Here is a 22254-nt window from a genome sequence, read left to right as displayed (position 1 = left end):
AAAATTGAAAAAATGCCGATAAATTTTCATATTTGATAAATTGTGGCGATTTTACATGCAGATAGATGGCATTTTGTGCAAAGAGGCTCAGCTGGGCAGTGCACTCAATCACAGTGTTCATGAAGCAAGACGCGGCGACTTTGGCTTGCTGCTATCTTTATTGTCTCAGGACGCATTAGATTTTAGCCAGTTTGACCTGCCGCATACGTCTCCACAGGAAGCGGATAAATCAGAAGAGGCGCTTAAAAAGGCGTTGCAGCTTGGTCCGCAAAAGCCACTTGCCCCAGAACAATTTGATATGCTGATTGGTCAGAACAATGGGTTTCTGGCTCAGGGGGGCGACCTGACCAGTCTTCGTCTCAAAGAATGTTTGCAACCAGAGCCCTTTGCGGTACGTAACGACAAAAAACACATTCCGCTGCATATCGTTGATAATTTGGAGCCTGCGGTAAGACAGAAGCTCGAAAATACCAAAAATCCGCAAATGCTTGTTGATAACCCCGATATAGATGCCGCGGGCTTCTATGATCAGATAGCAGGTGGTGAAATGCAATCTATGTTGCAGGTCGCAGTTTAACAAACTCCATAGTGAGTTTGAAAAAACTAAGCGGGGAGTTAATGTTTGGCGAGCAAGTTGATGCGCGCAAACATCATAAGCTTTTTAGAATGATGTTTTCGTTTGGTCGAGTCTTTCTTTTGGATTTTGTCAGGCCGCTTCTTAGGCTATGAAGTCGCTTTGCGGCCTTAATTTGGTTGCAGAGTACAAAATATTGGGAGCAACGAATGGGAGAAGGTCGTCTATCTAACACTGGATTATTGCATATTCAATAATCCAGATTATCTGGCCTGCCAAGCTAGCCGTGACACTTTTTGAACTTCTTCCCACTTTGGCAGGGACAAGGATCATTCCTGCTAATTTTTTTCTCAGGACAGGCAAACAGTTCTCCATCAAGATAACGCCATTGGTCGTCTTCTCTTAAAAAACGAGACCGTTCGTGCATAGTGATGCACGTACTGCCATCCAGGTATGTTGCCTTAAACTCCACAAACTGATGTTCTGGAGACTCACTGCATTGAATGACTTCCAAGCCAACAAAGGTCGCATGCTCGGCAAATGCACTGATACTGGCCTCACTATTTTCTGCACGTTTAGATTGTGCATAAGTACGATGTATGTACCCTGTGTCTTTGAGGCAATAAGCACTGTATCTGGAGCGCATTAATTGCTCCGCACTGTCAGGTTGCTTTTGACCTGCTATGAAAGGCAGACAGCACGCTTGTGCTTCTCTCTCAGAACCGCAATAACACATATTTTCTCATTTGAACTTAATGCGCAACGACAGATACTTCTTGTCCAGAAGTGCGGGTAAAACAAAATATCTCAGTATCACTGTCAACAAGTTTAAACTGAGACAGCTGTTGTTCCGACACAATGTCTGTCCAGGTGATCACCGCTGCAAAGTTACCTTTGCATAAAGCGCTGTTAATAACATACTCCAAGTTTATCAAATGTCTTTGACGGAGCACCAGTAGCTTGCTGCTATCAATTGAGCTGTTATCTAGCAGGGCTTTGCCTGGAATGTTGTCTGGTGCAATAAGCAGGGTCCATCTATGAAGTGAATTGCATCGATATAGAATTTTAAGCAGTTCTAAACTGCTTACTATGTCATCTTCCGCATATACTAACTGATAGCGTTTATTGGCTGTATTAGCCTGAGATACTGATATATTTTGCACTTGAGTATGTAACATGAGCAGACCACTGATTTTCTATACAGTGTTTATACAGTATTTCATACAGTGCTATTTGGCAAGTAAAATATCGCGTGTTTTTTGTGCTTTTTTAATAGTGCTTTGATTACATTTACTTTTATTTTGGGTTCGCATCCGGGCTAAAGTGCATCATTTGATGGATCTGCTCATACAGGGTTGCGGCATAGCACTGGGCATCAATGAATCGCTTAGCTGTCAGATGGGTACGTACTTGCTCAAGTGTGCCGGCTGCAGCCTGATTACCCTGGCTCTGGGCGAGCGATAGCCAGGCAATACCATGAAAAACGCTTTTTGGTACACCCTGACCTTTCACAAATAGCATGCCGAGATAAAACTGGGCTTTATTGTCACCTGACATTGCTGCCAGCCGGAGCCATTTCGCGGCGAGCGGATATTGTTTATTTTTCAGATAATAAAGGCCTTTTTTATAGACTGCTTTGCTATCGCTCTCGTTGGGCCAGCGGTTTTCAGAGTCCGGTGTTGCGGTAACAAATTCCAGCACATTGAGCAGCTGTTGCTCCAAATCACTGCCGTTTGCAACTGCTAATTGGTTCTTTTTCATACTGATTTCACTTAATACGACTTAGATCAGAGTGTAGCTGATTTTTAACTATTTTGTCCGATTACACCAGAGATTTGTGATAAAATCCGGCTTTCGTTTCTATATAAAATACAAAGACATGCTGGAAAAATTATTTTCGCTCCGTGCACAGCAGAGCACAGTCAAAACCGAGTTTATCGCCGGTCTGACGACATTTGTCACTATGGTTTACATTGTTTTTGTGAACCCTGCCATGTTGGCTGAAGCGGGTATCGATCATGGTGCTGCGTTTGTTGCCACCTGTTTAGCCGCTGCCATAGGTTGTTTTATCATGGGCTTGTGGGCCAATTATCCGCTGGCTCTGGCGCCAGGCATGGGCTTAAATGCCTTTTTTACTTATGGCGTCGTGTTGGGTATGGGTCATTCCTGGCAAAGTGCGCTGGGCGCGGTTTTTTTGTCTGGCTGTTTATTTTTATTACTCAGTATATTTAAGGTCAGAGAGTGGGTGATACAGGCAATCCCGCTGGTACTCAAGCAAGCTATTGCTACAGGTATAGGTGCTTTTCTTGCACTGATAGCGCTTAAAAATGCGCAGATCATCGTTGCCAGTCCCGCAACCTTTGTGCAATTGGGTGACATCACCAGCCCAGGCCCTTTACTTGCCATTCTGAGCTTTTTTGTTATTGCTGCCTTAATGTATCGAGATATGAAAAGTGGTGTGCTGCTGAGTATTTTGTTGGTTACTGTGCTTGCCTGGGGCCTTGGCTTAGTCGAGTATGCCGGTATTGTCTCTATGCCACCAAGTATTACCCCAACTCTTGCGCAACTTGATATTGCCAGTGCGTTGGAAATCTCGATGCTAAGCGTGGTGTTCGCATTTTTATTCGTTGATTTGTTTGACACCAGTGGTACTTTGGTTGCGGTGACACAAAAAGCTGGCATTGCAGATAAAGAAGGGCGAATGCCGCGCCTTGGCAGAGCGCTTTCTGCTGACAGCTCAGCAACGATTGCGGGATCTTTTCTTGGTACCTCTACAACCACTTCGTACATTGAATCTGTGTCAGGTGTGTCTGTGGGTGGGCGTACAGGATTAACCGCAGTGGTGGTTGGTTTGTGTTTTCTGCTTATGATGTTCTTTGCGCCTCTGGCCCAAATGGTGCCTGCGTATGCCACTGCAGGGGCGATTCTGTATGTCGCTGTATTAATGCTGCAAAATCTGAAGCTGGTGAACTGGGATGATATGAGTGATGCCATTCCGGTCAGTGTGGTGTTACTTATGACACCACTGACGTTCTCAATTGCGCATGGCATAGCGCTTGGCTTTATTTCTTATACTGCGGTGAAGCTGGCGTGTAATAAACGTGAGGAGATCTCTATCAGTGTCTGGGTATTGACCATGCTGTTTATTGTCAAGTTTGCGATCAGCTGAGGCTGATCACCACTTTTTCTTGGGAGCGAAAAGGACATCGAGGTCGTCCTTTTCTTTCTCTGCTTTCTTTTTCACCGAAGAAGCATTGGAGGCTTTAAGCTCAGTGCTTATCTCACTCAGGTATCCTTCGAGCAGAGTTTTCTTTTCTTTGGTGTACTCATCGACGTGGGTCACACCGCAGATAATCGCATAGGCTTTTTCAAAATACTGACGTGCCGATCCCACCATGTTAGCGCTCTTAGCTGACATCCCTCGCTTGATTTGGCTTTCTACATTTATTCTAAGTTGCAACCGCTCCATTTTACGGTCTTCCTGAACAAACACTTGTGTGTCTACTTTGCCTTTGCTGTGCTCTGAACGTAGCAAGTGGCGCAATTTTTTAATGCCCTGAACCAAGGCGATGAGCTGCTTATCGTTGTCGGGCAATGTGACTTTATCAGATTCGTTTGCATTTTGAGGTTCGTTGTTTAAACGCTCCTGAGATTCATGCATGCGACTTTTTAATTCTCGAGAGGTGGGTGAAAGCTCGACCATAGATACCAGTGCATCGTGCACACGGCGCTGAATGACTTTGATCATGGCACCGGACATAGGAATGTTGCTGCTGTTGAGGATGACATCTTCGGCTTCTTCAATGATCCGTTTTTGTTTTGCCAGCTCTTTACGGCGTTCCGCTTCTTGTTTTTCTTTGTGTTGTTGAATAGCACTGACCCACACTGCAATGACAATGAGTGCTACAATCAACAAAATTATTACGGTAATAAACATACCCGGATCTCTTCGTAAATCATACAGCTGACAGTTTTTTTATATTACATCAAATAATTGGGGATTGAACAGTGTTAATAACAAGAGACTTGAAAATCCACCAAATTCCATCATTTTTTAGTATAGCTTAATGCTTGGAAGCTGGCTCTAATACCCTGGGGAAAGTATTGTCCTATCGGATATACTATAATTATGCTAGGCTGAGTCATTATTTGCCTGTATCTAACGATAATTGGCCTAGTCGTACACCAGATAACAATTAAAACAAACGCTTAGTTATGAAATTACAACAACTGAAATACATAGTTGAAGTTCTGAATCACAATCTCAATGTGTCAGCAACCGCAGAAAGCTTGTATACCTCCCAGCCGGGAATTTCCAAGCAGGTGCGTATGCTGGAGGACGAGCTTGGTGTACAGATCTTTGGCCGCAGCGGCAAACATCTCACACATGTTACCAGTGCAGGCAATGAAATAATCAATATTGCCCGGGAGATATTGTCTAAGGTAGAAGGCATTAAAGCCGTTGCCAACGAACATACTTTGCCCGATCAGGGTAAGCTCAATATCGCGACCACACATACACAGGCGCGTTACGCGTTACCAAATGTGATCCAGGGGTTTATGCAAAAATATCCGGCCGTGTCATTACATATGCACCAGGGTACGCCGCAACAAATCTCTGATGCGGCTGCGCGAGGTGATGCAGATTTCGCCATCGCAACAGAGGCGCTTCATCTGTATGGTGACCTGATCATGCTGCCTTGCTATCACTGGAATCGCAGTATTGTGGTGACGAAAGATCACCCATTGGCAAAGAAAGGCAGTAACATCACAGTTCAGGATGTTGCAAAGTTTCCTTTGATCACTTACGTGTTTGGTTTTACCGGGCGCTCTGAGCTGGATAAAGCCTTCAACGCACATGGACTATCACCGCATATCGTTTTCACTGCCACGGATGCTGACGTCATTAAGACCTATGTCCGGTTGGGACTTGGCGTTGGTGTGCTGGCAACGATGGCCGTTGATGAAATCACAGACAATGACCTGGTATGCATTGATGCCAGTCATTTATTTGAAGCAAGTACAACCAAGATTGGATTCAGAAAGGGTAGTTTCCTGCGTGGTTACATGTACGACTTTATCGAGCGGTTTGCACCACATCTGACTAAAGATTTGGTTGAACGCGCCAGCCTGATGCGAAATCAGGATGATGTCGATGCGTTGTTTGAAAACACTGAGTTACCTGTCAAATGAATGAGCACACCAGGTTGCTGAATGCGACCTGATATCAAACATAAAAAAAGCCGCAAAAGCGGCTTTTTTTATGTTTGATGGTACGGATTAACATTCAATAATATTAACTGCGAGCCCACCACGTGCTGTTTCTTTATATTTGGTTTTCATATCATTACCAGTATCTAGCATGGTTTTGATAACCTTATCTAAAGACACTTTTTGCTCGCCACTGCCACGCATGGCAAGACGTGATGCATTGATGGCTTTTACTGCGCCCATGGCGTTACGCTCAATACAGGGGACCTGTACCAATCCACCAACAGGGTCGCAAGTTAACCCCAGATTATGTTCCATCCCTATTTCAGCGGCATTTTCTACGTGTACCACATTGCCGCCCATAATTTCTGTGAGTGCGCCAGCTGCCATCGAGCAGGCCACACCTACTTCACCCTGACAGCCAACTTCAGCACCAGAAATCGAGGCATTTTTCTTGTACAGAATACCAATTGCAGCGGCAGTAAGCAGGTAGCGTGTTGCGATTTCAGCGTCCACTTCTTTGATAAACGTATGGTAATACATGAGGACCGCAGGCAAGATCCCGGCCGCTCCGTTTGTGGGTGCAGTTACTACGCGACCGCCAGCTGCATTTTCTTCATTGACGGCCAGCGCAAACAGATCAACCCAGTCCATTGCCCGGAGTGGATCGTTGCTGTTTTCAACATTCAGTTTTAAATACAAGCTTGGTGCGCGACGTTTTACTTTTAGCCCGCCGGGTAAGATGCCTTCAGTGCGCATACCGCGTTCAATACAGGCTTTCATTACTTCCCAGATATGAAACAGCTCTGTTTTGATTTCTTGTTCACTACGTAGCGTTTTTTCATTGTGCATCATGAGTGAAGAGACACTCAGGCCTGTTTCTTTACACATCTCGAGCAGTTGTTGCGCATTCTCAAAAGGATAAGGCGCTGGATTTTGCTCACGCACATCTAATGCGGCTTGTTTTTCAGTGTCAAACTGCTCTTCAGTGACAATAAAGCCACCGCCAATAGAATAATAAACCTGGCTATGTACTAGCTCTGAACCCGAGTACGCCTGAAGTTCCATGGCATTGGAGTGTTTGGGCAGCGTTTTACGACGATGAAAAACAATGGCACCTTGCTTAGGAAAATCAGCTTTATGAGTTTTATCCAGGTAAATTACCTGCTCACGCTCAATGGTATCCAGGATCTCAGGGACTTTGTCCGCATCTACCGACTCAGGATCATATCCAGCCAGCCCTAAGATCACTGCTTTGCCAGAACCATGTCCAATGCCAGTCTGGCCTAATGAGCCGAATAGCTCTACTTTTACTGATGTGACTTTATCAATGATGCGGTTGCTTTGCAGGTCTTTAACAAACAGACGCGAAGCACGCATAGGTCCAACAGTATGGGAAGATGACGGTCCAATACCAACACTGAACATGTCAAATGCACTAATCATAAATTCTACTCAACATTGCCTCTGAACGGGCGCACATCATAACGTTAATTATTGCATAAGTAACCCACTTCACAGCAAAATTGTATACAGTTTTAAGTGGATGCGCTGGTATTGTAATCAGGAGTGGGTAAAAAATACTGAAATGTGTTCAAACTCATTTAGTTAATAGGGATATTGTTGTCAATGCTTAGCTGGTCAGGCCACCCTGGCAAGTAATTGCTGAACAATCTTCGCTGTGGCTCCCCAAAGCAATCCATGTTCTGTCATAAGAGCATTGAAGGTCACTGTTTTTCCGCGCAACCGAGTTTGAACCGGTTGCCAGATCCCTTGTTGTGCGAGTAAAGATAAGGGCAGGGTGAACACTTGTTCCACCTCATCACTGTGGGTTTGCCAGGTCGCGCTCTGCGCTAAGGTTGCCAGCACAGGCGTAATACGAAAGCCGGTCAGCGTCGTATGCAAAGGCAAAATACCGACCGGGTTAACTTGTAGCGGATCGAGGGCAATTTCTTCCTGACTCTCTCGTAATGCCGTGGTGATCACCGATTTATCCTGTAATTCAACCTTACCACCCGGAAAACAGAGCTGACTTGGATGGCTGCGCAGCTGGGCACTGCGCTTACATAGCAACACGGAAGCTTGCCCACCTACCTCAAGCAAGGGGACTAAAACAGCGCTTTCTTGTCCTTGCCCTGAAGCAGGCGCCTGATCCGAAGCACTTAAACTAAAGCGGCTGATGACATGTTGTAGATTCATAGGACGGGGAGTATCTTGTTCACCTTGTGATAAGTCTCCTGATACTCTAACTCACAGTCTGAGTCTGCGACAATCCCTCCACCGGCCCAGCAGTGAATTTTTTGCTGATGACAAACTAAGGTTCGGATAGTGATCGAGGTGTCCATGGCCCCACAGGCACTCAGATAACCAATGGAGCCGCAATAGGCGCTGCGTCGGTGCGGTTCTAGTTCTTCGATGATTTCCATTGCTCGGATCTTCGGCGCTCCCGTGATTGACCCCCCCGGGAACGCGGCTTTGAGCTGATCAACAGCTGTTTTACCTACAGCTAATTGCGCGGTCACTGTGCTTACCAGGTGGTGTACTGCGGGAAAGCTTTCAATTTCGAATAGCTTAGGCACTTGCACACTACCAGGTGTCGCCACTTTGCCAAGGTCATTGCGTAGCAAGTCTACAATCATCACATTTTCTGCGCGATCTTTGGGGCTCTGTTGCAATCGGCTGGCTTGCTGCGCATCTGCATGTTTGTCGCTGTGTATTCTGGGCAATGTACCTTTGATTGGTTTGGTCTCAACCTGGCCATTGCGTACTGAGATGAAGCGCTCTGGTGACACAGACACGATGGCATTTTCTTCAAGATTAATAAAAGCAGAAAAAGGTGCCTGATTATTGGCGCGCAGTGTTTTATAGGCCTGCCAGGGAGACCCCTGATAATCGGCACTGAATCTTTGTGCCAGGTTTATCTGGTAACAATCACCACTTTTCAGGTACTCATGAATGCGGGCAAATTTGTGCGCATATTCTGACTGGGTCATATTGGCCTGCCAGCGACTGGTGAGTCTGAAGGGAGCGCTATTACTGCAACCATTTTGAATCAGTGACAGGTAAGTATCCAGCCGGTTGTATCCTGATTGCGTAACAAAGTACCATCGATTGTGCAGATTATCGCGTATCAGAGCATCAGGGTACAGACCAGCTATCATATCTGGCAGTGTAATGTCTTGCTTCGCAATTTGAGGCAGGGTCTCTATATATCGGCCAAGGTCATAGCCAAAGTAACCGAGCCATCCTCCTGTAAAGGGAATATCTATATGGGAGGCTGAGTCGAGCGCTGCGAGCTTGTCTTGCATTATGGTGAAGCCATCTTGCTCAACCTGCTTACCATCGAGGTAAAACTGACCCTCTCTGGCTTCTAGTATGCACAGTGGGTTGATACTCATGATATCGAAGCGGCTATTTTCGTGATTGGCATCACTGGAATCGAGTAAGATTGCCAGTTGCTGGGAGGCGAGGGTGTCAAACACCTCGATGGTTGACAAAGAAATGTCTAGTTCAATGGAATTACTACTTGGATTTGTCATTTACTGAACCCGAATGCTAGCCCGAAACGGGCGAGGAGGGTATCATAATTGTCATTGAATCCCTAGTGCGTTTCCTTGTATTCCGTCGAGCGATTTTAGATAAGAGCAGGACTTTGGTCGCTAATCTATGATTGCGATACTCACTCATCGCAAGATGGTATATAATCGCGCCTCTCAATAAACACCGGTTTGCCTCGTCACAGGCCGGAGAATAAAGGAACCGTCATGAGTACTATTCGTCAGCAAGACTTCATTGACAGCATCGAAGATGCATTGCAATACATTTCTTATTATCACCCGTTGGATTTCGTGCAAGCTTTAGAAAAGGCTTACGACAAAGAGCAAAGCAAAGCGGCTAAAGATGCCATTGCCCAGATCCTAATTAACTCTCGTATGTCAGCAGAGGGCAAGCGTCCTTTGTGTCAGGATACCGGTATCGTAACCTGTTTTGTAAAGGTCGGTATGGATGTTAAATGGGATAAAACAGACTTGACTGTTCAACAAATGGTAGATGAAGGCACACGTCGCGCTTATACCAACCCGGATAACCCATTGCGTGCGTCAATCGTTGCCGACCCTGCTGGTGCTCGTAAAAATACCAAAGACAATACGCCTTCTGTTGTCCACATTGATATGGTCCCGGGCGCAGAAGTTGAGGTGATGATCGCTGCCAAAGGTGGCGGCTCTGAAAACAAGACTAAAATGGTCATGCTTAATCCATCAGACGATGTGGCTGCCTGGGTAGAGAAAACACTGCCAACAATGGGCGCAGGCTGGTGTCCGCCTGGCATGCTGGGTATTGGTATCGGTGGTACCGCAGAGAAAGCAGCGGTTCTGGCGAAAGAGTCATTGATGGATCCGGTTGATATTCATGAACTTCTTGAGCGTGGCGCGCAAACAGCGGAAGAGAAACTGCGTCTTGAAATCTTCGAACGTGCAAACAAACTCGGCATTGGCGCGCAGGGCTTAGGTGGCTTAACAACAGTGGTTGACGTTAAAATTAAGTCTGCGCCTACTCACGCTGCGTCTAAGCCAGTTGTGATGATCCCAAATTGTGCTGCAACACGTCACGTACATTTCACCCTGGATGGTTCCGGCCCGGCAGATCTTAAAGCGCCTAAGCTGGAAGACTGGCCAGAAGTAACGTGGGAAGTTGGTGAAGATACACGTCGTGTTAACCTGGATGAAATCACCAAAGAAGATATCCAGGACTGGAAAATGGGTGAGACCGTGTTGCTATCTGGTAAGATCCTGACGGGTCGTGATGCAGCACACAAGCGTTTGCAGGACATGATCAACTCAGGCGAGGGGTTGCCAGAAGGGGTTGATTTGACCAACAAGTTTATTTACTACGTAGGCCCGGTAGACGCTGTAGGCGACGAAGTGGTTGGTCCTGCTGGTCCAACAACATCGACGCGTATGGATAAGTTCACTGATCTGATGTTAGAGAAGACTGGCCTGATCGGCATGATAGGTAAAGCGGAACGTGGCCCAGCGACAGTAGAATCCATCAAAGAAAATAAAGCCGTTTATCTGATGGCTGTGGGTGGTGCTGCATATTTGGTCGCTAAAGCGATTAAGAAATCTAAAGTCGTTGCGTTTGAAGACCTGGGAATGGAAGCTATCTACGAATTTGAGGTAGAAGATATGCCTGTCACAGTGGCTGTAGACAGTGACGGTGTTAACGCGCACACTCAGGGTCCGGCAATTTGGAAAGCTAAGATTGAAGAGCTGGATAGCAAGTTAAAATAAAACAAGGTAGGTTAAATAGGGCGGTAAAATACCGCCCTTTAACAACACCGTACTCAAATAATGATTTATGAATTGTTCCGGAATTTCAACAAGCTTTTGAGTTCAATGGTATATCCGCTAGCCTGTTACAGGCGCTGCTACTCTGTATACAACTGGCGCTAGTTACAACACTGAGAGTTATAGGTAATTTTCGCGCAGTTAGATCCCTCAGTTATACCTGGCAATCCTCCGCCTGCAACCAGTCTGGTTTTGTTACCATCAAAAACAACCAGATTAGGTTTAAGCAATTTGAGCGGCTTTTTAGTCAATTTAAGTTTCATTTTTATATCCTTACAAAGTTATTTTAAGTGATCTTGGTTATTGCTTAAATGGTATATTGTATTCAAAAATTCGGTTAATCAAGCATTTTCTTGTGATGTGATTTGAAAACGGACATCTGACAGTTTGCTCTTATCAGAGAGCCACGAAAGACGACATTGCGCACTATTGCTACCCCTGATTAAAACATTGCGCTCAATAGGGTGCTTCCTGATGAGGGGTGATGACTTGATGTAACGCCCTCATCAGACCTCCTCTTATCGTACAAATAACCATACACATTCAATGGTGTTGACGTTTACGTAAAGATTAACCTCTAAAAATCGTGAAAATAGTGAAGAATTAAACTCATATAGTCAAATGAGCTGCATAATCAAGCCAATATATGGCTATTTTATGTATCATGAAGGCAGGTTTAACGCTTTTAAGGTCAATATCAACTCATATTGTGGATTGGTTAGGGAGTTAGTGATACAGTTCGATCAATTTCAGCGCTATCTGACTTAAAGTCAGTCTATAACGGAGAACAAACAAAGTGGCTGTATTTAACCAAGTTGAATTTGATAACCACGAACAAGTAGTTTTTTGTTCTGATGAAGCATCGGGCTTGAAGGCAATCATTGCCGTTCATAATACTAAGCTTGGCCCTGCGGTAGGCGGTTGTCGCCTGTGGGACTATGCAGATGATGCCGATGCAGTCTATGACGTTTTACGTCTCTCGAAGGGCATGACTTATAAAAACGCCGTAGCGCGTTTGCCTTTTGGTGGTGGTAAATCTGTGATCATTGGTGATGCTAAGAAAATCAAATCTGAAGCGTTATTCAGAGCATTTGGCAAACACCTCGAACGTCTCGGTGGTAGTTACTATTCAGCAGAAGACGTTAACATTACCACGGGTGATGTAATGACAATGCATAAAGAGACCAATTATGTAATGGGTCTCGAAGGCAAAAGTGGTAACCCGTCGCCTTTCACTGCATTGGGCACGTTCCTGGGTATTAAGGCTGCTTACCAACACAAACATGGGCATCAAGACCTGTCTGGTGTGAAAGTGTCTGTTCAGGGACTAGGCGCAGTTGCTTACACTTTGTGTAAATACTTGCACGAAGCGGGTGCGCAGCTGTTTGTAACCGATATTAATCAGGCATCGATTGATAAAGTTGTGAACGACTTTGGTGCAACTGCGGTGAGCATTGATGAAATCTACGACCTGGATGTGGATGTTTATGCGCCGTGTGCACTGGGTGCAACCGTAAACGATGAGACTATCCCTCGTATTAAGGCAAACATTATTGCGGGCTGCGCGAACAACCAGCTTGCAGAATCAAGACATGGTGAGATCTTGCGTGAAAAGGGTGTGTTGTATGCACCTGATTATGTCATTAACGCGGGTGGAATCATCAATGTCTATTATGAGACAAAACCTGAAGGGTACAGCGAAGAAGCCGCAACTAAGCACGTTGAAGGCATCTATGACACCCTGACTGAAATCTTTGCTCGTTCTGATGCTGAGCAAAAGTCAACTCACCTGATCGCTGATGAGCTGGCACAAGAGATCATCGCAAACGGTTTGTAATCGCACGCGGATGCAATCAATATAGAGGGGGATTACTCCCTCTGTATTGAATTATGAAAAAAATTACCCCTTCAGACTGGCCCAGAGCCGAACATTTTGACTTTTACCTTGGTTTCGAACAGCCTTATTTTAATATTACTACTCGCCTTAAGGTGGGCAAGCTATACACCTTGTGCAAGCAACAGCAACTCTCCTTTACCTTTAGTTATTTGTATTGTCTAAGTAAAGCCTGTCAAAATTACGAACCTATTCGCTACAGGATAATGAACAGCCACCCTTGCGTTGTTGATCAAGTTGAGATGAGTTGTGTATTTTTGCGTGAAGACAGAAGCTTTCGATTCGTGCCTTTGGTTGCTTGTGATGATATCCACGACTACATTAAAGAGAATGTAGCGCAGAAAAATGTGTATCTGGAACAGCCTTTGGTTAGTGAACACTTTTTGGCGACTTCTGAAACTCCACAGCAGCTTTATTTATCCATTTTGCCTTGGTTGGATTTCAGTAGCTTTAGTCATGCCCGTAGCGCAAAAGATAACCTTGGCATTCCAAAGTGTGTTTTCGGACGCTTTGATGTACAAACAGGTGAATTGCCATTCTCTATTGAAGTGCACCATGCTTTGATGGACGGCTTACATGTAGCAGAATTTATCCAGGAAATAGAAATACAATGCAGGTTATTGTGTGAACAGTTATCAGGCTAAGCCTTCCTCGCTGGCTATCTTTGCTGTTGCGCAAAGGTGAATGTTAAGTGTTCACAAAATGCCTAGATCCTTGATATTAAAAACGAAATAAATTACTGAATTGTGCAAAATTAAAGCGATAGATTAGGGCTAAATAGCTGTAATAAAATGTAAATAAAGTTGCTTTGTGTATGAAATATAAGTGCTTAAGGTTTTTATTCTTGGTTTCCTTGTTAATACAATGTTTTTTTTCAATTTATTTCATCGCGACAAGCAAAAATTGTTTTAAACATGAAGTTGACATGGGCAATAGCATTTAGCATTATTGCACGGTTGATACTGCTAAAAGTATCCGGGGTACTCTCTAAGAGAGTGCAAAAATTATAAAAGTAACATTACTTAATTGGTTGGGAACTATGTCTGTTAAAATCAGAAAGAGCCTTGTAGCTTCAGCGCTTTTTGGCGCAGCGGCAATTGCAAGCAGCAATGTGATGGCAGATCCTTTGAATGACATACAAAAAGTAGGTCAGCAAACTCAAACGGCTGCTAAAAAGTCTCAAGACAAGATTGATGGTATCTACGGTCAAACTATCGAAATGGTAGCTGAGTACCGTGGAATTGTTGACGAAACAGAACTTCTGAAAGTTTACAACGACCACGTAGCACGTTTGGTTGCAGACCAAAATGCAAATATCGAATCTCTAGAACGTCAGATCGCGACGGTTGATAAAACTAAGCAAGACGTTGTGCCTTTGATGTATCGCATGATTGATACACTCGAGCAATTCATCAAAGCGGACGTGCCGTTTGATACTGAAAAGCGTCTAGAGCGTATTGAGAGATTACGTGAGACACTTACTAATGCAAAAGTAACGACGTCTGAAAAATATCGTCAGGTACTTGAAGCATACAGCATTGAAACCAACTATGGTTCAGCAATGGTTGCTTCTCAAGGTTCTCTTGAGATCAACGGTAAAAACATCAATGTTGACTTCGCCCGTCTAGGCCGTATCGCATTTGTTGCTCAGTCTTTTGACCAGAAGCAAGCGTGGGTTTGGAACACCAGCAGCAAGCAGTGGGATCAGTTAGGTGAAGAATATCTGAAGCCTATCAAAGACATGATCCGTATCGCACGTGGTCAGGCTGCCCCAGAACTAGTTAAACTACCTATTTTCGGCGCGGAGTAATAAAACATGAAGAAACTATTTAAAGGTTTTGCCGTTGCTGCAGCATTAACAGTTTCTGCTGGTGGCGCGTTGAACGCACATGCAAGCACTGAGTCTCTGGATAAAATCCTTGAGCAAGTAAAGCAGAACCGTATCTCTGAAGGTAAAATCAACAAAGCTCGCGAACAAGAGTTCCTGTCAGATCGTGCTGACAAGCAAGCTTTGCTGAACAAAGCTAAGCGTGACCTTGCTGCTGAAAAAGCACGTGGTGAGCGTCTTAACAAGGAATTCAAGCAAAACGAAGTAACACTTGCTGAGAAAGAAACTGAACTACTTAACGCACAGGGTACCCTGGGTGAGATGTTCGGTGTGGTACGTCGTAACGCTGCTGAAGCAATCGGTGCTATCGAAGCGTCAATCATCAGTGCTGAAAAGCCTGGACGTTCAGAAGTACTTCGTTCACTGGCAGCTGCTAAAGAACTACCAACTACTCGCGAGTTGGAAGAGCTTTGGATTGCTTTCCAAACTGAAATGACTGAGTCTGCAAAGATCTCTACTTTCGAATCTGAAGTAGCAGAACTAAGCGGCGACATCAATGTTAAACAAGTAACTCGTGTTGGTAACTTCAACCTAGTAACTAAAGACGGCTACGTTGTTTACGATGCAGAAAACAAACAAATCGTACCTTTAGGTAAGCAACCTTCTTCAGACGTTCTGGCAACTGTTGCTGATCTTCTGAGCACGTCTGCTAACCAGTACACACCTTTCGTTGTTGACCCAACGCGTGGTGCTATCCTACGTCTGAACACTCAGCGTGCAACTGTTGAAGAACGTTGGCACCAAGGTGACACAGTAGGTTACATCATCACTGCATTGTTGGCTCTTGGTGCGTTAATCGCTGTTGTTCGTTTCCTAGACCTAATGCTGGTTGGTGCGAAGATCAAGGCGCAAATCAAGAATGCTAACAACCCAAGTGACAGCAACCCACTGGGTCGTATCTTGAAAGTGTACCATGACAACAAGAACCAAGACGTTGAAAACCTTGAGCTTAAACTTGACGAAGCAATTCTACGTGAAACGCCTCGCATCGAAGCTGGTATCAACATCATCAAGATCCTTGCAGCTATCGCACCGCTACTAGGTCTACTAGGTACGGTTGTTGGTATGATCTTGACGTTCGAATCAATCACACTATTTGGTACTGGTGATCCGAAGATCATGGCAGGTAACATCTCTCTAGCTCTTGTTACTACTGCGCTTGGTCTAATTGCTGCGCTACCGTTAATCCTACTTCACGCTATCGTTGCGGGTCGTAGTAAATCTATCCTACACATTCTTGACGAGCAAAGCGCGGGTATCGTTGCTGCGCACGCGGAGAAGGAGAGAGCATAATGCTAGTCCTGGTGGAGACGTGGGAATCTATCAGGGATTTTGTTGCTACAGGCGGCGATGTATTATACGTGGTCGCGATAGCACTCTTTCTAATGTGGGTATTAATGATTGAGCGCTATTGGTTCCTATTGGCTGAATTTCCTAAAATTAAAAAGGGGATAGTAAGCAGATGGGATGCCCGCCAAGATACTACATCTTGGTACGCACACAGAATCCGCGATGCATGGATTTCTGAAGCGTCTGAAAAATTAGATGAGCGCATGTTGATTATCAAAACATTGGTTGCAATGTGTCCGTTAATCGGTCTACTCGGTACAGTAACAGGTATGATTTCGGTATTCGAAACCATGGCTACACAAGGTACAGGTAACCCTCGATTGATGGCCTCAGGCATTTCAATGGCAACGATACCAACAATGGCTGGAATGGTTGCGGCACTATCAGGTGTATTCTTTAGCACCCGTCTTGAAGCGAGAGCGAAGATGGCTAAAGAGAAACTAATTGATAGCTTGCCACATCACTAGAGAGAGATTTTATTATGGCACGTAAACAACGTTTTCGTGAGGAAGAAGAAGCAGCAGTAGACATGACCCCGATGCTTGACATCGTATTCATCATGTTGATCTTCTTCATCGTTACTACCTCTTTTGTTAAAGAGGCCGGTATTGAAGTTAAAAAGCCAAAAGCTGCGCAGGCACAACAAACTAAGAACGCGAACATCTTCATCGCTATCCGTGAAAACGGTGAGATTTGGATGGATAAGCGTCAGGTTGATGTTGAGCGTGTAAGTGCGAACCTTGAAAATCTGTTAGCTGAGCAACAAACCGAGACCGTTATTATCCAGGCGGATAAAGGCGCGAAACACGGTGTAGTTGTTAAGGTAATGGACCAGATTAAGGCAACTGACGACGCCTTGAAGATTTCAATAGCTGGAGCTAAGTGATGATTCGATTTCTGTTTTCACTTCTTGCAGGTGGGGCAGTAACCTTCGGCTTATTCTTCTTTATGTCCTATCTTATCTCAGGAGGAGCGGATAGGGCTGATAACAAGAAGGAAGAGATCATAGTCGAGATTATGTCGAATCCGCCTGAATCAGATGTGCAGGAGAGGAAGCGTGTACCGCCTCCACCTCCTCCACCGCCAAAGCAGCCGCCTAAACCGCAGCCGCCTCAGCCTGAGAATGCTAACCCAAATGCAGGTGCAATTGGCTTTAACATGCCTAGCATCGACATCGGTGGCACAGCTGGTGGTTTAAGTGGTCCTGGTGATTTCGGTCGTGACGGTGAAGCAACACCTATCGTTCGTATCGAACCTAAGTATCCGCCTCAAGCAGCGCGTGATGGTAAAGAGGGCTGGGTACAGCTGCGCTTTACTATCAATGAGCTGGGCGGTGTAGATGACATTGAGATCATCGATGCTGAACCAAAGCGTATTTTCAACCGTGAAGCAAAACGTGCGCTTCGCAAATGGAAGTACAGACCTAAAATTGTTGATGGTAAGCCTCAGAAACAACCAGGTATTACTGTACAACTCGACTTTAAACTTAACCAAGACTAATAGGAGTAAGGTATGAAGCAAATGTCTAAAGCAACAGCTCTTGCTCTGATGATGTCTTTGGCTGGCGGTGCGTTAAGCACTGCCGCGTTTGCCGCTCCAGATCCTGCAAAGATCGAAGCGCGTAAAAATGCCAAAACCAAGGTTATGGGTGAGCGAGTTGGTAAAAAGGTTATCAAAGCGTTCGACTTGTATAACGAAGACAAAGTTGATGAAGCAATTGCATTATTGCTTGAGATCGACGCGTCTGATGATTTCGACCGCGCTACGGTAAACCGTTACCTGGGTAACTTGTATGCTCAGAAAGAAGAGTATCAAACAGCAATTAAGTACATCCGTCAGGCGATTGCGCCTGATGTGTTGAACTTTAAAGATCAGGGCGATCTTATCAAGTTGTTGGGTGACCTTCTGATTGGTACTGAGCAGTACGACGGTGCCAAGAAAGCTTACTACGACTGGATGGATTTCACTGGCGAACAAGACGCTAAAGTGTATGGCCGTATTGCTCAAGCAAACTATGAACTCAAGCAGTTCAGAGATGTGATTGAGCCTGCGGACCAGGCAATTGCGTTAAACAAAGAAGAACCGAATAAGTCATTCTACATGCTTAAAATTGGTTCTTACTTTGAGCTTAAGCAGTTTAAAAACGCCGTAAAGGTGGCTGAAGAGCTGGTGAAACTATTCCCTGAAGACCCGAAAATGTGGACTCAGTTGGGCTCCTTCTACATGCAAACGGAAGACTATAAAAAAGGTCAGACCGTGATGGAAGTGGCTTATAAAAATGGTTATTTTGAAAAAGAAAACCATTATAAAATTCTGAGCAGCTACTACTCATTGAACGAAATTCCATACAAAGCCGCTAAGGTGATGGAAAAGTCGGTCAAAGAGGAGAAGGTTAAGCGCACTAAGCAAAACGTGACGGCAGTTGCAAGCTACTATCATCAGGCTAAGCACATCAGTGATGCTGCTAAGTACTATGAAGAAGCTGCAAAGTTCGACGAAGATGCTGAGTTATACCGTAAAGCAGGTAGCTTGTTACTTCAGGATCAGCAGTACAGCGCAGCCGTTGTTCGTTTGAACAAAGCGTTGGAGCTGGGTTCTGATAAAAAAGGTACAATCTACTCTGATTTAGCGGAAGCTTACCTTTATCAGGAAAAGTATAAGCAAGCATATACTGCGATTGTTAAGGCTCAGGAAGATCCTAGAACACGTAAATTTGCTCGCAGCTGGGCCTCTTTCATCAAAGAGAAAGCACAGCGTAAAGGCATCAGCCTTTAAGTCGAAAAAGCCCCGTAAGGGGCTTTTTGCTTTTATAGCCCCAGCTCGCCTAACGCTGTCATCAACAATGCTACTCTCGACCTTAGTACTCTGATTTAAGTACTAAAACCTCTCCTTATCTTTGTTATAATCTAACCCGATTGGGATCAGCTGTGCCTAGTGCATATCTGCAACGTGAAACAAAGTGGATAAACCGACATGAAAACCTCTCGGCGTTACGTGTCCTCAGCACTTGTGCTGTTGACTATGATGAGCGGCTGTACTGAACCGCAAGTAAACCTCCCTTACACAGAGTTGTCTGCGCAGCTCAAACAACTTAATTGGTTTTCATCAACAAGTCAGTTACAGGCCTTGGCTGAGAATGAGCTTGCCGGATTGCCTTTTACTGAACTTTATTTGAGAAAACGCCACGATCTTTTGCTGCGCGCAGATCTGACTAGTTTCGGGGAAGTAGCGGTGCAGGAAGCTCAGTATCTGAGCATACAGCAGAGATACCCAGAACGCTTTTTACCCTGGCCGGTACATATTAATCTCCCCAAGGTTGCACAAGAGCGAGGTGTGTCGTCTTCTCAATTGGATACCTGGTACACATATGTAGAGTCACGTCTTAACGAAGCCCGGGAAAGTAAAATAGTGCTTAACCGGTTAGAAAGAAATCAGTTGCTTGAACATCTTACGCCTGAGGTAACCAGACAATCACAAGCTGCGAGGCAGCTGATGGAGTATTTGGAAAGTTATCGGGTCAGATCGTCACTGGGCATGTACCAGCTGCCGAACGGTAAAGAGTGGTACCAGAGCAAGCTCAATTTCTATAGTGGCACTGTTAATGCGCCTGAATCCTTGTTGAGTGAGTTACAGAGTGTCACGAGTAATACCTGGGACGTTATGGTACAGGTGAATTACAAGACCAGTGATCCTTTGGTACATCAGTTGCTGGCTAAGTGCGATAAAGCTGCGGGTTTAAACTGGCGGGACCAATTCGTATCTTTGCGCCAAACTGCCAGTCAGTGTGATACCAAGTGGACTAAAGGCGAACTTCAATTCGCCACAGTCATGATGGAAGTGGATTTGGGGGTGCATTACTTTGCGTGGTCACAAAAACAAGCTCTGTTGGCACTGCAATCTAGGTTAGCGCTGAATGAAGACCAGGCCTTTGTTGTGCTAAAGAATATCCTTTTCTTTCCTGCAACCAGCTTTGTGCTGTTGAAGCAAATTACTTCAGCTTAGCCAGGCACTCAAGGCACCTTTGTGCGGCCGGATCAACGGCGAGCAGGGTGTCTTCAATTTTTTTCTCACAGTCGCAGCAGTAGCCAAACTGGCCTATGTCCATCTGACAAATCGCGGCTTCTACTTTGACCAGGCGTTCAAAGTTCGGAAATTGACCCGGACAGATCCTGTCGGTCGCGATATCGACCCATTCGTGTGGTGGCGCTGACTGTAGTGTGCTGATCAACGCCTCGGTCGCATGGTTACTGGCTTGTTTCAAATCCGCAAGAAACTCGTGTCGGATCTGGTCGAGCTCAGCCTGCAGTTTTACCTGATAGTGATTCTTTAAATTCTCATTCATGGCGCTCTTCTCCTTTTCTGAGCATCCATTATCTATTAGGCAGTCGGCTCATTGTTATGATTTGAATCAAGCAGCGGGGACTTTGCGTATTTATCCAGCACGGATACAACGTCATCTTTGCTTTTCAGACGTTTTATTTCATCGAATAAAGTATGAGCCTGAGGGTATTGTAACTTTAAGTATCCTAGCCACTGTTTGGTGCGTGATGAAAAGTACTTTTCACCCACTCCAGGGTCCTGGTGCATTGAGGAATGTAATATGTGATAAACCACTTCCTGCCATTCTAGTGGACGGTAGTCTCGTCCTTCGACGTGTGCTTTTATCTTGGCTGCCAGATCTGGGGTAGCCAATGCGCCCCGGCCTAACATCAGATTGTCGCAGGCGCTGCGCTGCTGGCAACGCATTGCGTCTTCTACCTGCCAGATTTCGCCATTAGCAACAACAGGAATTGTCAGTCGTTCCAGAAGCGGGGGGATTTTCTCCCAGTAGGCCGGCGGTTTATAGCCATCTCGTTTGGTGCGGGCGTGGATCACCAGACTGGATGCACCTGCGCTTTGCACGGCGTCGACAATTTCGGTGCTGTTTGCATCGTCGTCAAAGCCGAGCCGAATTTTGGCACTGACTTCGTGCTCTTGCGGCACCGCTTCGCGAACAGCGCGAATGATTTGATATATTTGCTCAGGCTCTTTGAGTAGGACTGCGCCGCCCTTACTCTTGTTGACCGTTTTAGCCGGACACCCAAAATTAAGATCAACACCGTGAGAGCCTAGCTTTACGGCTTTTCTGGCATTCGCGGCCAATGCATGGGGCACCTGGCCAAGCAGCTGAATGCGCACAGGCGTGCCTGCGCGGGTTAAACCGCCATTAAGCAGTTCAGGACAGTAACGCACAAAAACACGGCGCGGCAGTGTCAGGTCTACAACACGAATAAACTCAGTGACACACATATCGAACCCACCGAGATCGGTGAGCAGTTCGCGCATTTTGAAATCGACAACGCCCTCCATCGGGGCCAAAAATAGTTTCATTATTACCGCACCAGAAAAAATTCGCGCTATTCTATACGAGAGGAGCAGATTATTAATAGGGAAATGGAGATAAAAATTTCTCAAATGCTGAAATAAATATCTTCAGTCCGTGGTCTACTAAGCGAATCATCCATTTTTTATTGCTACCGATTGAGAGAGAACAACATGAAATCAGTAAAGAAAACTAACACACTTGCAATGACATTAGGTGCTGCTGTCGTTACTGCGGCTACATTGAGCGCACCAGAGGCTGCTGCTAACCCATTTAGCTTTGAGCAGATGACAGCTGGTTATCAGTTAGACGCAGGTGAAGGCAAATGCGGCGAAGGTAAATGTGGCGGCGATGCCAAAGGCAAAAAAGAAGGCAAATGCGGCGAAGGTAAATGTGGCGGCGATGCCAAAGGTAAAAAAGAAGGCAAGTGCGGCGAAGGTAAATGTGGCGGCGATGCCAAAGGCAAAAAAGAAGGCAAATGCGGTGAAGGCAAATGTGGCGGCGATGCCAAAGGTAAAAAAGAAGGTAAATGCGGCGAAGGTAAATGTGGTGGCAAAACCAAAAAAGAAGGTAAGTGTGGTGAAGGCAAATGCGGTGGCCACGCATAATTTGTGATCAGGCTAAGGA

24 protein-coding genes are annotated in these 22254 nt (G+C 45.3%); 14 read left to right on the top strand and 10 right to left on the bottom strand.

What is annotated here, in order from left to right:
• The first annotated feature begins 55 nt into the window (after positions 1 to 55).
• Positions 56 to 577 (top strand): VC2046/SO_2500 family protein, encoded by a 522-nt coding sequence (locus QNM19_RS08205; protein WP_049866099.1) that lies wholly within the window; start codon positions 56 to 58, stop codon positions 575 to 577.
• Positions 578 to 854: 277 nt separating this feature from the next.
• Here the strand turns inward: QNM19_RS08205 and QNM19_RS08200 are convergent, their stop codons facing one another.
• The 3 genes from QNM19_RS08200 to QNM19_RS08190 form a co-directional block, all read right to left on the bottom strand.
• Complete coding sequence (locus tag QNM19_RS08200; RefSeq protein WP_049866098.1) at positions 855 to 1310, bottom strand: YchJ family protein; 456 nt, start codon at positions 1308 to 1310, stop codon at positions 855 to 857.
• A gap of 16 nt (positions 1311 to 1326) precedes the next feature.
• Entirely contained in the window at positions 1327 to 1752 is a 426-nt protein-coding gene (locus QNM19_RS08195; RefSeq protein WP_049866097.1) for a SulA-like leucine-rich domain-containing protein, read from the bottom strand.
• Between the two features lie 118 nt (positions 1753 to 1870).
• A complete protein-coding gene (locus QNM19_RS08190) occupies positions 1871 to 2335 on the bottom strand; it encodes a tetratricopeptide repeat protein (RefSeq protein ID WP_049866096.1) in 465 nt (154 codons plus the stop codon).
• Positions 2336 to 2453: 118 nt separating this feature from the next.
• On the opposite strand from QNM19_RS08190, the gene QNM19_RS08185 reads away from it, so the two are divergent.
• Positions 2454 to 3743, top strand: coding sequence for an NCS2 family permease (locus QNM19_RS08185; RefSeq protein WP_284026576.1), 1290 nt, complete (start codon positions 2454 to 2456; stop codon positions 3741 to 3743).
• A gap of 6 nt (positions 3744 to 3749) precedes the next feature.
• On the opposite strand, the gene QNM19_RS08180 is transcribed toward QNM19_RS08185, so the two are convergent.
• Positions 3750 to 4511 (bottom strand): hypothetical protein, encoded by a 762-nt coding sequence (locus tag QNM19_RS08180; protein ID WP_049866018.1) that lies wholly within the window; start codon positions 4509 to 4511, stop codon positions 3750 to 3752.
• A gap of 278 nt (positions 4512 to 4789) precedes the next feature.
• Between QNM19_RS08180 and cysB the strand changes: the two genes are divergently transcribed.
• Positions 4790 to 5767 (top strand): HTH-type transcriptional regulator CysB, encoded by a 978-nt coding sequence (gene cysB / locus QNM19_RS08175; protein ID WP_049866017.1) that lies wholly within the window; start codon positions 4790 to 4792, stop codon positions 5765 to 5767.
• 87 nt (positions 5768 to 5854) lie between these two features.
• Here cysB and QNM19_RS08170 read toward each other — a convergent pair whose 3' ends face one another.
• The 3 genes from QNM19_RS08170 to pabB form a co-directional block, all read right to left on the bottom strand.
• Complete coding sequence (locus QNM19_RS08170) at positions 5855 to 7231, bottom strand: L-serine ammonia-lyase (RefSeq protein WP_049866016.1); 1377 nt, start codon at positions 7229 to 7231, stop codon at positions 5855 to 5857.
• A gap of 195 nt (positions 7232 to 7426) precedes the next feature.
• Positions 7427 to 7984, bottom strand: coding sequence for a CoA pyrophosphatase (locus tag QNM19_RS08165; protein WP_049866015.1), 558 nt, complete (start codon positions 7982 to 7984; stop codon positions 7427 to 7429).
• On the bottom strand, positions 7981 to 9324 hold the full coding sequence (gene pabB, locus QNM19_RS08160; protein WP_284026575.1) for an aminodeoxychorismate synthase component I: 1344 nt from the start codon (positions 9322 to 9324) through the stop codon (positions 7981 to 7983). Before pabB ends, QNM19_RS08165 begins: the two co-directional genes overlap by 4 nt.
• Positions 9325 to 9549: 225 nt before the next feature.
• On the opposite strand from pabB, the gene QNM19_RS08155 reads away from it, so the two are divergent.
• Positions 9550 to 11076, top strand: coding sequence for a fumarate hydratase (locus QNM19_RS08155; RefSeq protein ID WP_058795727.1), 1527 nt, complete (start codon positions 9550 to 9552; stop codon positions 11074 to 11076).
• A gap of 158 nt (positions 11077 to 11234) precedes the next feature.
• Here the strand turns inward: QNM19_RS08155 and QNM19_RS08150 are convergent, their stop codons facing one another.
• Positions 11235 to 11396, bottom strand: a complete 162-nt coding sequence (locus QNM19_RS08150; RefSeq protein ID WP_284026574.1) for a hypothetical protein — start codon at positions 11394 to 11396, stop codon at positions 11235 to 11237.
• Between the two features lie 533 nt (positions 11397 to 11929).
• On the opposite strand from QNM19_RS08150, the gene QNM19_RS08145 reads away from it, so the two are divergent.
• The 9 genes from QNM19_RS08145 to QNM19_RS08105 all read left to right on the top strand — a co-directional run bounded on the left by QNM19_RS08145 (position 11930) and on the right by QNM19_RS08105 (position 20267).
• Positions 11930 to 12970 (top strand): Leu/Phe/Val dehydrogenase, encoded by a 1041-nt coding sequence (locus tag QNM19_RS08145; protein ID WP_049865938.1) that lies wholly within the window; start codon positions 11930 to 11932, stop codon positions 12968 to 12970.
• A gap of 53 nt (positions 12971 to 13023) precedes the next feature.
• Positions 13024 to 13671 carry a CatA-like O-acetyltransferase gene (locus QNM19_RS08140; protein ID WP_049865937.1) on the top strand — a complete coding sequence of 216 codons (648 nt, stop codon included), beginning with the start codon at positions 13024 to 13026 and terminating at the stop codon, positions 13669 to 13671.
• Positions 13672 to 14066: 395 nt separating this feature from the next.
• Positions 14067 to 14837 carry a DUF3450 domain-containing protein gene (locus QNM19_RS08135; RefSeq protein ID WP_010381823.1) on the top strand — a complete coding sequence of 257 codons (771 nt, stop codon included), beginning with the start codon at positions 14067 to 14069 and terminating at the stop codon, positions 14835 to 14837.
• Between the two features lie 6 nt (positions 14838 to 14843).
• On the top strand, positions 14844 to 16208 hold the full coding sequence (locus QNM19_RS08130; protein WP_049865936.1) for a MotA/TolQ/ExbB proton channel family protein: 1365 nt from the start codon (positions 14844 to 14846) through the stop codon (positions 16206 to 16208).
• Positions 16208 to 16732, top strand: coding sequence for a MotA/TolQ/ExbB proton channel family protein (locus tag QNM19_RS08125; RefSeq protein WP_010381817.1), 525 nt, complete (start codon positions 16208 to 16210; stop codon positions 16730 to 16732). Before QNM19_RS08130 ends, QNM19_RS08125 begins: the two co-directional genes overlap by 1 nt.
• A 14-nt stretch (positions 16733 to 16746) precedes the next feature.
• Positions 16747 to 17151, top strand: coding sequence for an ExbD/TolR family protein (locus tag QNM19_RS08120; RefSeq protein WP_010381814.1), 405 nt, complete (start codon positions 16747 to 16749; stop codon positions 17149 to 17151).
• Positions 17151 to 17765, top strand: coding sequence for an energy transducer TonB (locus tag QNM19_RS08115; RefSeq protein ID WP_021032687.1), 615 nt, complete (start codon positions 17151 to 17153; stop codon positions 17763 to 17765). Before QNM19_RS08120 ends, QNM19_RS08115 begins: the two co-directional genes overlap by 1 nt.
• A 12-nt stretch (positions 17766 to 17777) precedes the next feature.
• Entirely contained in the window at positions 17778 to 19040 is a 1263-nt protein-coding gene (locus tag QNM19_RS08110) for a tetratricopeptide repeat protein (protein ID WP_049865935.1), read from the top strand.
• Positions 19041 to 19238: 198 nt separating this feature from the next.
• Positions 19239 to 20267, top strand: a complete 1029-nt coding sequence (locus QNM19_RS08105; protein WP_049865934.1) for a hypothetical protein — start codon at positions 19239 to 19241, stop codon at positions 20265 to 20267.
• On the opposite strand, the gene QNM19_RS08100 is transcribed toward QNM19_RS08105, so the two are convergent.
• Together QNM19_RS08100 and QNM19_RS08095 are read right to left on the bottom strand one after the other, a co-directional pair.
• The gene (locus tag QNM19_RS08100; protein ID WP_284026573.1) at positions 20254 to 20607 is read right to left on the bottom strand and encodes a TraR/DksA C4-type zinc finger protein; all 354 of its coding nucleotides are present in this window, start codon (positions 20605 to 20607) and stop codon (positions 20254 to 20256) included. The two genes, QNM19_RS08105 and QNM19_RS08100, sit on opposite strands and share 14 nt — an antisense overlap.
• A 35-nt stretch (positions 20608 to 20642) precedes the next feature.
• Positions 20643 to 21635, bottom strand: coding sequence for a tRNA-dihydrouridine synthase (locus tag QNM19_RS08095; RefSeq protein ID WP_049864953.1), 993 nt, complete (start codon positions 21633 to 21635; stop codon positions 20643 to 20645).
• A gap of 165 nt (positions 21636 to 21800) precedes the next feature.
• Here QNM19_RS08095 and QNM19_RS08090 point away from each other — a divergent pair, with 165 nt between their 5' ends.
• The gene (locus QNM19_RS08090; protein WP_049864952.1) at positions 21801 to 22235 is read left to right on the top strand and encodes an HvfA family oxazolone/thioamide-modified RiPP metallophore; all 435 of its coding nucleotides are present in this window, start codon (positions 21801 to 21803) and stop codon (positions 22233 to 22235) included.
• The last annotated feature ends 19 nt before the right edge of the window (positions 22236 to 22254 follow it).

This window comes from Pseudoalteromonas ardens (assembly GCF_030125445.1).
Classification (GTDB): domain Bacteria; phylum Pseudomonadota; class Gammaproteobacteria; order Enterobacterales; family Alteromonadaceae; genus Pseudoalteromonas; species Pseudoalteromonas ardens.
The sequence above is the reverse complement of the archived record's forward strand: the minus strand, read 5'-3'. Positions and strand labels throughout refer to the sequence as shown.

Excerpts from the sequence above, each read along its gene's own strand:
- QNM19_RS08205 (WP_049866099.1), top strand. The coding sequence starts at position 56 with ATGCAGATAGATGGCATTTTGTGCAAAGAGGCTCAGCTGGGCAGTGCA.
- QNM19_RS08200 (WP_049866098.1), bottom strand. The coding sequence starts at position 1,310 with ATGTGTTATTGCGGTTCTGAGAGAGAAGCACAAGCGTGCTGTCTGCCT.
- QNM19_RS08195 (WP_049866097.1), bottom strand. The coding sequence starts at position 1,752 with ATGTTACATACTCAAGTGCAAAATATATCAGTATCTCAGGCTAATACA.
- QNM19_RS08190 (WP_049866096.1), bottom strand. The coding sequence starts at position 2,335 with ATGAAAAAGAACCAATTAGCAGTTGCAAACGGCAGTGATTTGGAGCAA.
- QNM19_RS08185 (WP_284026576.1), top strand. The coding sequence starts at position 2,454 with ATGCTGGAAAAATTATTTTCGCTCCGTGCACAGCAGAGCACAGTCAAA.
- QNM19_RS08180 (WP_049866018.1), bottom strand. The coding sequence starts at position 4,511 with ATGTTTATTACCGTAATAATTTTGTTGATTGTAGCACTCATTGTCATT.
- cysB (WP_049866017.1), top strand. The coding sequence starts at position 4,790 with ATGAAATTACAACAACTGAAATACATAGTTGAAGTTCTGAATCACAAT.
- QNM19_RS08170 (WP_049866016.1), bottom strand. The coding sequence starts at position 7,231 with ATGATTAGTGCATTTGACATGTTCAGTGTTGGTATTGGACCGTCATCT.
- QNM19_RS08165 (WP_049866015.1), bottom strand. The coding sequence starts at position 7,984 with ATGAATCTACAACATGTCATCAGCCGCTTTAGTTTAAGTGCTTCGGAT.
- pabB (WP_284026575.1), bottom strand. The coding sequence starts at position 9,324 with ATGACAAATCCAAGTAGTAATTCCATTGAACTAGACATTTCTTTGTCA.
- QNM19_RS08155 (WP_058795727.1), top strand. The coding sequence starts at position 9,550 with ATGAGTACTATTCGTCAGCAAGACTTCATTGACAGCATCGAAGATGCA.
- QNM19_RS08150 (WP_284026574.1), bottom strand. The coding sequence starts at position 11,396 with ATGAAACTTAAATTGACTAAAAAGCCGCTCAAATTGCTTAAACCTAAT.
- QNM19_RS08140 (WP_049865937.1), top strand. The coding sequence starts at position 13,024 with ATGAAAAAAATTACCCCTTCAGACTGGCCCAGAGCCGAACATTTTGAC.
- QNM19_RS08135 (WP_010381823.1), top strand. The coding sequence starts at position 14,067 with ATGTCTGTTAAAATCAGAAAGAGCCTTGTAGCTTCAGCGCTTTTTGGC.
- QNM19_RS08130 (WP_049865936.1), top strand. The coding sequence starts at position 14,844 with ATGAAGAAACTATTTAAAGGTTTTGCCGTTGCTGCAGCATTAACAGTT.
- QNM19_RS08125 (WP_010381817.1), top strand. The coding sequence starts at position 16,208 with ATGCTAGTCCTGGTGGAGACGTGGGAATCTATCAGGGATTTTGTTGCT.
- QNM19_RS08120 (WP_010381814.1), top strand. The coding sequence starts at position 16,747 with ATGGCACGTAAACAACGTTTTCGTGAGGAAGAAGAAGCAGCAGTAGAC.
- QNM19_RS08115 (WP_021032687.1), top strand. The coding sequence starts at position 17,151 with ATGATTCGATTTCTGTTTTCACTTCTTGCAGGTGGGGCAGTAACCTTC.
- QNM19_RS08110 (WP_049865935.1), top strand. The coding sequence starts at position 17,778 with ATGAAGCAAATGTCTAAAGCAACAGCTCTTGCTCTGATGATGTCTTTG.
- QNM19_RS08105 (WP_049865934.1), top strand. The coding sequence starts at position 19,239 with ATGAAAACCTCTCGGCGTTACGTGTCCTCAGCACTTGTGCTGTTGACT.
- QNM19_RS08100 (WP_284026573.1), bottom strand. The coding sequence starts at position 20,607 with ATGAATGAGAATTTAAAGAATCACTATCAGGTAAAACTGCAGGCTGAG.
- QNM19_RS08095 (WP_049864953.1), bottom strand. The coding sequence starts at position 21,635 with ATGAAACTATTTTTGGCCCCGATGGAGGGCGTTGTCGATTTCAAAATG.
- QNM19_RS08090 (WP_049864952.1), top strand. The coding sequence starts at position 21,801 with ATGAAATCAGTAAAGAAAACTAACACACTTGCAATGACATTAGGTGCT.